This window comes from Gemmatimonas sp. (genome assembly GCF_036405635.1).
In the GTDB taxonomy this organism is placed as follows: domain Bacteria; phylum Gemmatimonadota; class Gemmatimonadetes; order Gemmatimonadales; family Gemmatimonadaceae; genus Gemmatimonas.
This window is the reverse complement of record NZ_DASWXE010000041.1, coordinates 1-11,812: the sequence shown is the minus strand read 5'-3', so window position 1 is coordinate 11,812 and position 11,812 is coordinate 1. Positions and strand designations below refer to the sequence as shown.

Here is an 11,812-nt window from a genome sequence, read left to right as displayed (position 1 = left end):
GAATACGCCACTTGCCAGTCTGTCCGACATACAGATGGCGGCTCGGGCTTGCATGTCGCCGATGGCCTTCGAATACGTGAGCGGCGGCGCTGGCGACGAATGCACCCTGACCTGGAACGAGCAGGACTGGAACGCGGTGCGCCTCCGCCAGCGGGCGTTGGTGGACGTGTCCCAGCTTGACACCTCGGTCCAGCTCTTCAGTCGGACACTGCCGCACCCCATTCTGCTGGCGCCCACGGCCTACCATCAGCTCGTTCATCCCGAAGGCGAAGTGGCCACGGCACGTGGGGCGAGCGATGCGGGCGCGCCGATGATCGTGAGTTCATTCGGCAATACGCCCATCGAGGACGTGGCGCGCGCCACCACCCGGCCGCTCTGGTTCCAGCTGTACATCCAGCCCGATCGCGAATTCACCAGGGCGCTGGTGCAGCGAGTGGAGGCAGCCGGCTGCGAAGCCCTGTGCCTTACGGTGGACACGCCGGTCCTCGGTGCACGCTACCGAGAAACGCGCACCGGCTTTCACCTGCCGGACGGGCTCACGCGGGCCAATCTCGCGGGTATGTCCCAGGTGGCCGCCGATGCCGCACACCGTCCACCCGAAGGCGCGATCTACAGCGCGGTGCTCGAGCCGCGCCTCACGTGGAAAGACGTGGAGTGGCTGCGCAGCATCGCCACGGTGCCGGTGCTGCTCAAGGGCATCATGGATCCCGACGATGCACGGCTCGCTGTGCAGCACGGTGCCTCGGGGGTCATCGTGTCCAATCACGGCGCCCGCAATCTCGACACCGTGCCGTCCACGGCCGTGGCGCTGCCGCGTGTGGTGGACGCTATCGACGGCCGACTGCCCGTGCTGGTGGATGGTGGCATCCGGCGCGGTACCGATGTGCTCAAGGCCATCGCACTCGGCGCATCGGCGGTGCTCATCGGGCGGCCCTATCTCTATGGGCTCGCGGTGGACGGCTCGGCGGGGGTGACGCGCGTGGTGCGCACGCTGCGCACCGAACTGGAGATGGCGATGGCACTCACGGGGCGCACCTCCGTGAATGCCATCGATCGCAGCGTGTTATGGACGTGACGCCGCTGATTGCGGGGCTGCGGTCTTCGCCAAATCCTTGTTGACCAGCGCGTTGTTGGAACGGTCGCGGTCGATGAGATACATACGGGGATCGATCGTCACCGACTGCACGGGCCATGGCACCATGGTATCGAGCGATACCACACCACGCTGAGCCATGACATTCAGTTCGCGCAGTGCGCCGGTGTCATCACGGAGACCCAGCACGATGGGAACGCCATCAGCCGGTGTGGTCTCTTCGTGCGCTGCGGCGCCGGTGCCACGTATTGCCGCACGCTGGGCGGTGAATCGTGCCTTCACCTGCGTGCCCTCGGGAGTTGTGCTGAACGAGGCCGCGAAGGTCGTGTCCACCGTGAGGTCGTAGATCACGCGGTCGGTCAGCCACTCGTCCACGGTGTTCTGCGCGATAGGCGTCGTGGCCGCAGCGCGCAGCAGTCGGTGCAGTTGTTGTGCGCTGGCCGTGCCGCTTGGTCCGCTCTGCGTGGCCAAGAGGTCGCGCAGGATGTCACGCACCACACTGTCGCCCAAGGTGTGCCGCAACGCATGCAGAGCCAGCGTGCCCTTGCGGTAGTACAGCTCGGGTTCGTCGTACATGGTGAGCAGCGTCGCTTCGGTGATGGTGCGCGAGCCGAGGTAGCGGTCGTGATCGAAGGCGAGCATGTCAGTCAGGCGATCCTCACCATGCGCCTGCTCCAGCAGCACCTGCTCGGCGTACTTCGCCGTGGTCTCCACCAGCAGCAAGCGCCCTTCGGTGTCGAGCGGGTTGACCGCATGCCCCCACCACTGATGGGCGACCTCATGACCGATGCGGCGCAGCAGCAGGTCCACATCGGTGCTGCGCGCGTCGGTGAGCATGCCGCGCGTCTCGGTGAGGTAGATGCTGCCGGGCAGCGCGTAGGCGCCAAACCGGAAGCCCGCCTGTACTTCGATGATGCGCAACACGTCGTGCGGATACGCACCGAACTCGCGCTCGAGCTGGGTGAGTGATGTGGTGGCGATGGTGAGCAGACGCGACGCGGGTTCTGCATGCCGCGGGTTGTACCACACCTCCACAGGCGTTGCGCCTCGCGCGGTCTGTACCGTGGCGCGTTGCACCGCGTACCGTCCGCTGCTGACGGCCATCGCGGCCGAGGTGGGGCGTGTGGTGCGATAGTGCCAACGGCTTTCGGTGGCAGTGCGCGCGCTGTCGACCAGCAGACCAGGGCCTTGTGCGATCTGGTCGGCATCGGTCACGATGCGCACGTCGGCAGTGAACCACGCCGGTGATTGTCCGTGCGCGGCCACCTGCGCGCGCAGCGCATCCTCGGCGCTCGCTGGTTGCAACACGGGCGACGCGAGTGTGGTGAATCCCTGCTGCACGCGCTCGGTGCTGTCGCGCAATTCACGACCCGGTGCATAGCCAAATCGCGGCAGTACGTCGGACGAGTGCAGAAAGGTGCCGTTACCACTGATGTCGAACGCATTGCCGTCGGCGCGAATACCACCGCGATCGGCCACGGCATGCATGACGAGTGGCAGCGAATCACCAGGCGCGAGTGGTGCGCGCAGTGCGAGCACATGAACGGCATGCAATGAATCGATGCGCACCAACTGGGCTGTATGACGATCGGCGCGCTGTGCCAAGTCGGGCAGCAGCGGCTCCAGCAACGAAACGGCGCCGGCATCGGTGGCCGTGCCCACGGTCACGCCCGACAGGTCGGTGGGGAACACCAACCACAGCGTATCGATGGACGCATCAGTATGATTCACGACATGTAGCCTTGCGTGCACATCGGCGCGTGCCTGTGCGGGCATGAGCTTCACATGCATGGCCACGTGTGTGAACACGGGCTGCGGTACGCCAGCCAGCCGTCGGTACGTGCGCTCGTAGGTCACGCGACGGGCCAGCGTTTCACGCGGCGATTCGAGCGTGGTGCGTACGCTGGTCTGCCAGGCCATTCCGGCCAGCACGGCGGCGTACAATACGCCACCCGCGATGAGTGCCAAACGTCCGCGCTGACCCATTCCCTGGCGAATGATCCGCGGTGCACGCTGTACCCGTTGGAAGAACGGCAGCACCTCGCCTCGCGGCCACATGGCGGCGGCGATACCGAGGAGCACAAGGGTGCCCAGCAACCACGTGCCCTGAAATGCCAGCCAGCTCACGAGCGTGTTGCCGTAGCTGCTCAAGTCAGACCAGATCAACGATGGTGCGCTGCCAAAGCGCCACAACGGATTGACCAGTCCGATCGCATAGCCCAGCGATTCGCCCTGCTCGGCGATGAGCAGCACGGCGAGGCCCACCAGCATCGCCACCCAACGATTGCCGATCAGCACCTGCAACGCGGCGGCGAACCCGGCGAGCATCACCAGCGGCAGCATCGACATCAGCACATGAAACGCCAGCACGTCCCATTCGATGGGCAATCCGCCGGCGGCGAGGTGCATCCCCACCGTGGTGCCGTACCCCGTGAGCGTGAGCAGCAGCGGCACCGATGCCAGCGCGATGAGCTTGCCGGCCAGCAGCGCAGTGCCGCGCACCGGTGTGGCGTCGCGGATGCCATCGAACTTGAGCAACCGTTCGCGGGCAAAGACATCGGCGCCGAAGTACAGCACGCACAGCGCGCCGAGCAGCTTGAGGGCAATGGGCACCGCATCGGCCAGTTGCGCCGTACTGGCGAGCACACGGGTGCCGTAGTCGCCGCTCTTCAGCTGACCATCGGCTTCGATGGCAATGACCGGAATCCACATGACAAGCAGCGCGAGCAGCGGCCAGCTGCCAAGCAGCAGGCGGCACTCGAGCCGGACTACCGCGCCGGCCGACGCTATCCATGACGCAACGCCGGACACCTGCACCGTTGCCGGTATACGCTTAGTGATCGGCGTGGTGTGTCCTCCAGCATGCCCTTCCTGCGCCTCAGCGCCAGCAGCAACGTGCTGGCCACGCAGTCGCGCAAACCAACGGCGTCGTGGTGCACCGGTGGCGCGCGCCATGCGCCGATCGAGACGAACCAGCGGGGCGAGGCACAGTGCGGAGAGCGCCAGCACCAATATGCGATTCTGCAGCAGGTGGCCACTGAGAGACAGCGCCTGCTCCTGCCGATCGCGTGGCATCAGGTAGCGCGTCTGTTCGAAAAATGCCGACAGGCCAAACGGGTCGAGCAGTGCTGCGCGGGCCAGCAGCTCCGGTGTGGGAGGACGCGTTCCGGCCATGAGCGGGCTGTCCACCATGAGCGCCGTGACCATGTAGCCCGCATAGATGCCAATACTGGCGACGAACGTGGCCAGCGTACTGCGCGACGCGGCCGCCACCGCAAAGAGCAACGCACTGCACCACAGCGCATTGGGAATCACCAGCAGCACAAAGGCCTGCAGGTACGGCGCCGGCGTGAAGCGCATGAGACGATCAGCCGGCAGGGGCACGACCAGCGGCAGCACGGCGAGTACCGTGGTGCTCATCGCCATGGCCACCAGCAACAGCAGCACCACGCCAATGAAGCGCACGGCCAGCACGGAGGTTCGTGAAACCGGACGCGATTCGATGAGCGCACGCATGTTGTGTTCATCGTCGCGCAGTGCCGCATGCACACACAGCATGGGGAGCGCGAATACACTGATCAGCGAGAACAGCCCCATCGTCTCGGTGACGACGAAGGCGCCGTTGATCGCATCGCCCGGCGGACCGAATCGCGTGAGCACCGTGGTGAGCGGCAACAGCACCAGCAGCAACACCGTGGCCAGAAACGTCACGCGCCATGCTTGATAGCGCAGCTCGAACGTCAGCAAGCCCGGCCAGATGGCGCCGTTCTGCGAAGACACGGTCGCACTCACGGCAGGGGCCCGATCGCGCGGAAGTACACATCCTCGAGAGTCGCCGCCGTGGGCACGCTCTGCGCATCGGGCGCTGCATCAGCCAGGAGCCGCAGGCGTGTCTGTCCGGCATGCAGCGTGTGCGACAGCGGCGTGCCACGCGCCGTATCGGTCCACGTCTCCTGCCGGCCCATGCTGCGGCTGAACACTCGGCCTTCAATGTCGCGCACCAGATCGTCCGGTACGCCTTCACACACCACCTGTCCGCGATTCATGATCGCCATGTGGGTGCACAGCTGCCGCACGTCTTCCACGATATGCGTGGAAAGAATCACCACGACCTGCTCGCCGACGGCACTGAGCAGGTTGTAGAAGCGGCTGCGCTCCGCAGGGTCGAGCCCTGCCGTGGGTTCGTCCACGATGAGCAGCCGCGGATCACCCAGCAGGGCCTGCGCGATGCCAAAACGCTGGCGCATGCCGCCGGAGAAACCACTCACGGCGCGATGGCGATGCTCCCACAGGTTCACCTGCTGCAGCAGCGCATCCACCTGCGCATGGCGCGTGGACTTGTCCGTGAGGCCCTTGAGCAGCGCGAGATGGTCCAGCAGCGCGCGCGCGGACAAGCCGGGATATACGCCAAAGTCCTGCGGCAGATAGCCAAGTCGCGAGCGATGCGCCGTGACATCGGCAAAGATGTCGACACCGTCCATGGTGATGGTGCCGGCGTCCATGGGCTGCAGCGTGGCGATGGTGCGCATGAGCGAGGACTTGCCAGCGCCGTTTGGGCCGAGCAGTCCGAACAGCCCCGCGCCGATGCGGAGTGTGACGCCACGCAGGGCATGCACACCGTTGGGATAGGTCCGGGAGACGTCGTGGAGTGCGAGCATGGCCGACAGGACGGACCCACCGGCCTGAAGTTTCGCACCAACAAGATCAAATGATTGATTAAGGGTGATCTAAATGCGATCGTGCGGAGACCACCCCCTGTTTCGTTCGCCAGACGAGGACCCGCGTGCACCCCAGCTCTGCATCCCCGCGCCAGACCGTGGCCGTCGTTGGACTTGGCAGCATCGGCGGCGTGATTGCTGGCGCGCTGCGGGCCGCCGATCGTCACGACGTGCTGGCCTGTGTACGTACGTCCATCGACCACCTCACGGTGGAGCGTCCGGATGGCGTGGTGCGCACCCCGCTGCGCACAATCACTGACCCGGCGCAGGCCACGCCGGTGGACTGGGTGCTGCTCAGCACGAAGGTGCAGGACGTACCCAAGAGCGCCTCATGGCTTGCGGCACTGTGCACGCCCAACACCCGCGTCGCTGTGCTGCAGAACGGCATCGGCCATGTCGAGCGTCTCACGCCGCTGGTTGGCGGCGCCACCATCGTGCCCACCATCGTCTACTACAACAGCGAACGCCTGGCAGCAGACCATGTACGCATGCGTCCGGCAGATAGCCAGGAGTTTGCGGTACGCGATGATGCCGATGGGCATGCATTCGCCGAGCTGTTGCATGGCGCGCCGATGCGCACGCTGGTCAGCGCCGACTTTCTCACGCTCGCCTGGCGGAAGTTGCTGCTCAACGTGATCGCCAACCCCATCACGGCGCTGGCGATGGAGCGCATGACGGTACTGCGGCGCGATGATGTGCAGGCCCTGTGCATGGAAACGCTGCACGAGGCGGTGGCGGTCGGGCGCGCAGAAGGTGCGCAGCTCCCGGACGACGCGGCCGATCAGGCGCTCGCTACCATCCTCTCGTATCCGGCCGAAGCCGGTACGTCGATGTATTTCGACCGACTGGCCGGACGCCCACTCGAAATCGAAGCGCTCACGGGCGCGGTGGTCGCTGCGGGCCGGAAGCATGGCATTCCGACCCCGGTGAACAACACCATGTTCACCCTGCTACGCGCCGTGCACGACGCCCACGTCGCCGCGAGCCGATAGGTCTCGTGTGCCGTCTCGCGCTGGGCAGCGATGCCGGCGTGCCTTCAGCTCGCGCGCTTCATGCCGGGCTGCTGCGCTTCCAGCGCCGCGCCCAATGCCTCGGCCGTCCAGATGATCGCGTTGGTGTAGAAGTCGTTGATCTTCGACTGATCCACACCCATGTCCTTCGCAATGATCGTCGCGTTCTCGAACAGCCCCAGTTCGTAGCTCTCGGCGAAGTCGAGTGCGTTGGCGTACGGGCCTGAGCGCTCCAGCAGCGCATCGTTGGCTTCGGCGCTCAGCACCACACGGTCCAGAATCTCGCTGAGCGGCATGCGGAACACCGAGTCGAGCAGCGAGAACAGGCCCACGAGGAACAGCGTTCCGCTGTCGCGTCCACCGCCCACAAGCTGCTCGAGCAAACGACCGCGTTCGACGGCCTGACGCACCAGCTCCTGGTCCACGCCCGTCTTGCTCTTGCGGGCGGCGGCCACGGCCACGGCCAGCCAGCGCAGGAACGCATTGCGGCCGATGAGGCGCAGCGCCTGGCCAATGGAGGCCACACCACGTCCACCCAGCGCCGCGGAATTCACGAGACGCAGCAACTGGAAGGTGAGCACCGGGTCGGTGGCAATCACATCTTCGAGCTGGCGATCACTGACGTTGCCATCACGCGCGAGACCCATGAGACGCATGGCGGCCACGGTGCTCTGCGGCATATCGGCCGACGGGAGCGGTTCGGGACGGCTGAAGAACGAACCCTGGAAGGCATGGAAGCCGCTCGCCAGCGTGGCCTCGTAGTGCTCGATCTCCTCGACGTGCGCCGCGATGAGCTTGGGCGCTGCACCCGATGCACTTGCCGTGCTGGTGAGACGGCCGCAGACGGCCGCGAGGGTCTCGGCATTGCCAGCCCGCGCATCCACCCGCACCCAGCTCACATACGGCAGCAGCGACTCGGCGGCTGACACCTCAGCGCCCTTGTGGTCGATGGCCACCAGACCGCCCGCCGCCCGGTACCGGGCGATGGCTTCCACCAGGACATCATCGGCGGTCGTATCGGAGGGCAGCAGCACGATCGCCGATCCCGGCTCTGCCGCGAGGAACGCATCTTCGATGAGCAGCGTCGGCGACGCCGCGACAAAAGCCGGCAGGCGATTGCGAACGAGATCGAAGGTGCCGCTCAGAAAGCTCTGGACGAAACCATGCTGGCCGTCTTCGGACTCATTGAACCGGAGTTCGTAGCCGATCAGGGATCCGGTGGAGCCGAAGACAGGCTGGCGGACAAGGCAGAAATCGGACATGGCGCAGTGACGATCGTACAGGGGAGGGGTAGCGGGGACTACAGCGTCCCAGCGACTCTACAGACGATTCAGGCGCTCCCGGGGGCACGAACCCCGGACGACCCGATTTCCGGGTGTGGGCGTGGTTCCCGTGCAGGTGGTCTATGAGTCTGGCAACGTTGGATGGCACCCTCCATCGGGGCTGCGGCGGGCGGTACGCGCTGCAGACGGAGCACGTGACGGTGCGTCTGAGTGGTATGGCGGCCGAGGTGACCCGTGAGTTTTACCGGTGTGAGAAGTGCGGGCATGAGCAGCGGACCATCGACCAGCGCGACGCGGCCGAGAAGTCGGCCACCGAGCAGATCCGATTGGCGAACGAGCTGCTGGCGCCGCGCGCCATCCGTCAGTTGCGGGAGTCGCTGGGATTGACCGTGCCTCAATTCGCCGAGCTCATCTATGGAACGCCCAAGGGCATCGTGGAAGGCTGGGAGAAGGGGCGGTACCTGCAGAACCGCGAGGCCGACGCCTTGATCAGGAGCCTGGGCGACCGGGAGACGCTGGAGCGTCGGGCGGCCAAGGCGGGGGTGACGCTTCCGACCCTCACGCCGGCCGATGCCCCCGCCACCGGTGCGGAACCAGCGCCGGGGCCTGCTCAGGAGCCCCCTCAGGAACCGACAGGTTCCCAGGATTCTTGACTGAAGGGGCGGTGAGGGAGTAGTGCAGCGCATGACTGAACTCCTTCTTCTCCGCCTGGTGCACATCCTGTCCGGCACCTTCTGGCTGGGTGCCGCTGTGGTGAATGCCTTCTTTCTGATGCCCGCGGCCATGAGCATTGGTCCGGCCGGCGGCGCGCTGATGCTGGCCCTGCGCGACCGCGGGATGATGCACTGGTTGCTGGGCTCGTCGGTGCTGACCCTGCTTTCGGGGATTCGGCTCTTCTGGATCATCGCCGGCGGCGACCCGGGCGCGTTCATGGCGTCGCCGATGGGTCAGGCGTTCGGGCTGGGTGGTGTGGCCGCCATACTGGCGTTTGTGCTGGCGATGGCCGTGTCACGTCCGGCAGCCGTGAAGATCGCGACGCTGTCGAATGCGATGGGCAGTGCGTCAGAGGCCGAGCGAACGGTGCTGCAGCAGGAGATCGCGCGGTGCAAGAAGCGGTCGAGTGTGGGATCGACCCTCAACATCGTGCTGTTGGTAGGCAGTGCGATGGGTATGGCGGTGGCGCGCTATCTCTGAGTACGCGGGATAAGTTGGGCCATCCTCCAGGAGATTCCCGCATGACCCCGTGTCCCGTCCCTCGTGTGCTGTCGGCACCGCTCGCTGCGCTGGCGGCGGTGTTGTTGTCCCCGGTCGTGATGCAGGCGCAGTCTCGTGGCGTGATGCCGCGCGACGCGCTGCTTCATGAAACGGCGAGCGATGTGCAGATCTCGCCCGACGGGAAACAGCTCGTGTACGTGCGCATGAATGTCGATTCGTTGCGCGACAAGCGGCTGCGCACCTTGTGGACGGTGAACGCCGATGGGTCGGCGCACAAGCAGTTGCTGACCGGCACCAATGAAACCGCGCCGCGCTGGTCACCCGATGGAACGCAGTTGGTGTTCCGTTCCGATCGTGAGGGTGGTGCGCAGTTGTGGACCATGCAGGTGGCGGGTGGTGCGCTCAAGCGCATCACGTCGGTCGCGCGGGGACCACTCGGCGCCGCCTGGTCGCCCGATGGCAAGCAGATCGCCTTCACCTCGCTGGTGCCCGAGCCCGCACTGAACATCGCGCAGCAGATCGCGCCACCGACTGGGGCCACATGGGCACCACCGGCGCGTGCGTTCGACAAGCTCATTTATCGCTTCGATGGCGCGGGTGAACTGGAGCGTGGCTGGTCGCAGCTGTTCGTGGTGGATGTGGCGACGGGCGCCACGCGGCAGCTCACCAAGGGCGCGTACCATGTGGGCGGTGGCAATGGACGCGGCAGTGGCGTGCCATCGTGGACACCCGATAGTCGCACCATTCTGATCAGTGCCAATCGCCGTCCCGACTATGAGATCGAAAGCACCGATACCGAAGTGATGTCGGTGGATGTGGCGTCGGGTGAGGTGAAGGCGCTCACGGCCCGCTTCGGGCCCGACAATCGGCCGATGATGTCACCCGATGGGCAGTGGATCGCGTTCACGGGCTACGACGACAAGCGACTGGGCTACCAGAATCACGAGCTGTATGTGATGCGTGCCAACGGCACGGAGCGCCGGTCACTCACTGCGTCGTACGATCGTTCGGTGGGCAGCCCGGTGTGGGCGCCCGATTCGCGTGGGCTGTATGTGGAGCTCAACAACGAAGGTGAGACGCAGGTCGGGTATGTGCCGCTGCGTGGCGGCACGCCGCGGGTTGTGGCGCGCCACCTGGGCAATGGGCAGACCGCCTACGAAGGGGCCGGCTACAGCATGTCCCGCGCGGGGCGTGTGGCGTTCGTGACATCACGCGGCAACCATCCCGGTGGTGTGGCAACTGCTGCCACTGGCGACAGCATGCCCAAACTGCTGGCCGGCATGAACGCCGCACTGCTGGCGCGTGCGAAGATGGGCGAGGTGGAGATGTTCTGGACGCCATCGTCGCACGACGGCTGGCGTGTGCAGTCGTGGCTGATCAAGCCGCCCAACTTCGATGGCAGCAGGAAGTACCCGATTCTACTCGAGATTCACGGTGGTCCGTTCCTGGGCTACGGCGACCGCTTCGATCTGGAGAAGCAGGCACTGGCCGGCGCCGGCTATCTCGTGTTGTACGTGAATCCGCGTGGCAGCACGAGCTACGGTGAGAAGTTCGCGAACGGCATTCATCACGACTATCCGAACTTCGACCGTCTCGATCTCGAGAGCGCCATGGATGCCGTGATCGCCAGGGGCATCGTGGACACCACGCGTCTCTACGTGGCCGGTGGCAGCGGCGGTGGTGTGCTGACGGCGTGGATCACCTCGCACACGAATCGCTATCGCGCGGCGGTGGTGGAGTATCCGGTGATCAACTGGACATCGTGGCTATGGACCGCCGATACACCGCGTGGCACGACCACCTGGTTCCCCGGTGCGCCCTGGGATCACGAAGCGCAGTATGCGAAGCGCTCACCGCTGTCGCGCGTGCAGTTCGTGAAGACACCCACGATGGTGCTCACTGGTGAGCTGGACTACCGCACACCGATGAGCGAGTCAGAGCAGTGGTACAGCGCGCTGCGCTTTCGTGGCGTGGAGGCGGTGTTGGTGAAGGTGCCGGGTGAGCCTCATGGTATTCGAGAGGTGCCGAGCCACTGGCTGCAGAAGATGGCGTATGTGCAGGGGTGGTTGGATCAGCACGGGCCAACACGCTAGAGAACGGCGCACCGCAATGATCGCCAATCTCGAAGAGCTCGGGGCGGTCTGTGGCACCGGACGGATCGAAGGACCTGATGAATTCAGGTCGGCGTGTCAGGGCTATCGAAACATGTGATCTTCTCGCGGCCATTCAGGCGGCGGTATTGCTCGGTAGCTGTTTGACAACATACGTAATTGATTGGTACCATTGGAGTTGCTGCTAAGAGCGTTCCCCGCACACGCGGGGATGATCCGCCTACGACCAGTTTGTCGAACGCTCGGCCCCGGCGTTCCCCGCACACGCGGGGATGATCCGTTGGTGAAGGTGATCCGGAACGGGAAATCCCCGCGTTCCCCGCACACGCGGGGATGATCCGGTCATGCTCGACGCCTTGCTTTGCGACGGAGTGCGTTCCCC

8 protein-coding genes are annotated in these 11,812 nt (G+C 65.5%); 5 read left to right on the top strand and 3 right to left on the bottom strand.

Annotated features, from left to right (window positions below; translation table 11 throughout):
• Positions 1–1,075: alpha-hydroxy acid oxidase (locus VGE27_RS03020; RefSeq protein WP_331048152.1), on the top strand; the 1,075-nt coding region annotated here is incomplete at its 5' end.
• On the opposite strand, the gene VGE27_RS03015 is transcribed toward VGE27_RS03020, so the two are convergent.
• The gene (locus tag VGE27_RS03015; protein ID WP_331048151.1) at positions 1,064–4,873 is read right to left on the bottom strand and encodes an ABC transporter permease/M1 family aminopeptidase; all 3,810 of its coding nucleotides are present in this window, start codon (positions 4,871–4,873) and stop codon (positions 1,064–1,066) included. The genes VGE27_RS03020 and VGE27_RS03015 overlap by 12 nt on opposite strands.
• An 8-nt stretch (positions 4,874–4,881) precedes the next feature.
• Positions 4,882–5,751: an ABC transporter ATP-binding protein gene (locus tag VGE27_RS03010; protein ID WP_331048150.1), complete on the bottom strand. Its 870-nt coding sequence runs from the start codon at positions 5,749–5,751 to the stop codon at positions 4,882–4,884.
• 125 nt (positions 5,752–5,876) lie between these two features.
• On the opposite strand from VGE27_RS03010, the gene VGE27_RS03005 reads away from it, so the two are divergent.
• On the top strand, positions 5,877–6,803 hold the full coding sequence (locus VGE27_RS03005) for a 2-dehydropantoate 2-reductase (RefSeq protein ID WP_331048149.1): 927 nt from the start codon (positions 5,877–5,879) through the stop codon (positions 6,801–6,803).
• A gap of 44 nt (positions 6,804–6,847) precedes the next feature.
• On the opposite strand, the gene VGE27_RS03000 is transcribed toward VGE27_RS03005, so the two are convergent.
• A complete protein-coding gene (locus tag VGE27_RS03000; protein WP_331048148.1) occupies positions 6,848–8,083 on the bottom strand; it encodes an EAL and HDOD domain-containing protein in 1,236 nt (411 codons plus the stop codon).
• Positions 8,084–8,226: 143 nt separating this feature from the next.
• Between VGE27_RS03000 and VGE27_RS02995 the strand changes: the two genes are divergently transcribed.
• From VGE27_RS02995 to VGE27_RS02985, 3 genes are read left to right on the top strand one after another with little or no spacing between them, the layout of a single operon-like run.
• Positions 8,227–8,757 carry a hypothetical protein gene (locus tag VGE27_RS02995; RefSeq protein WP_331048147.1) on the top strand — a complete coding sequence of 177 codons (531 nt, stop codon included), beginning with the start codon at positions 8,227–8,229 and terminating at the stop codon, positions 8,755–8,757.
• Positions 8,758–8,788: 31 nt separating this feature from the next.
• Positions 8,789–9,298 carry a hypothetical protein gene (locus VGE27_RS02990; protein WP_331048146.1) on the top strand — a complete coding sequence of 170 codons (510 nt, stop codon included), beginning with the start codon at positions 8,789–8,791 and terminating at the stop codon, positions 9,296–9,298.
• A gap of 41 nt (positions 9,299–9,339) precedes the next feature.
• Positions 9,340–11,412, top strand: a complete 2,073-nt coding sequence (locus tag VGE27_RS02985) for a S9 family peptidase (RefSeq protein ID WP_331048145.1) — start codon at positions 9,340–9,342, stop codon at positions 11,410–11,412.
• Positions 11,413–11,812 lie beyond the last annotated feature (400 nt).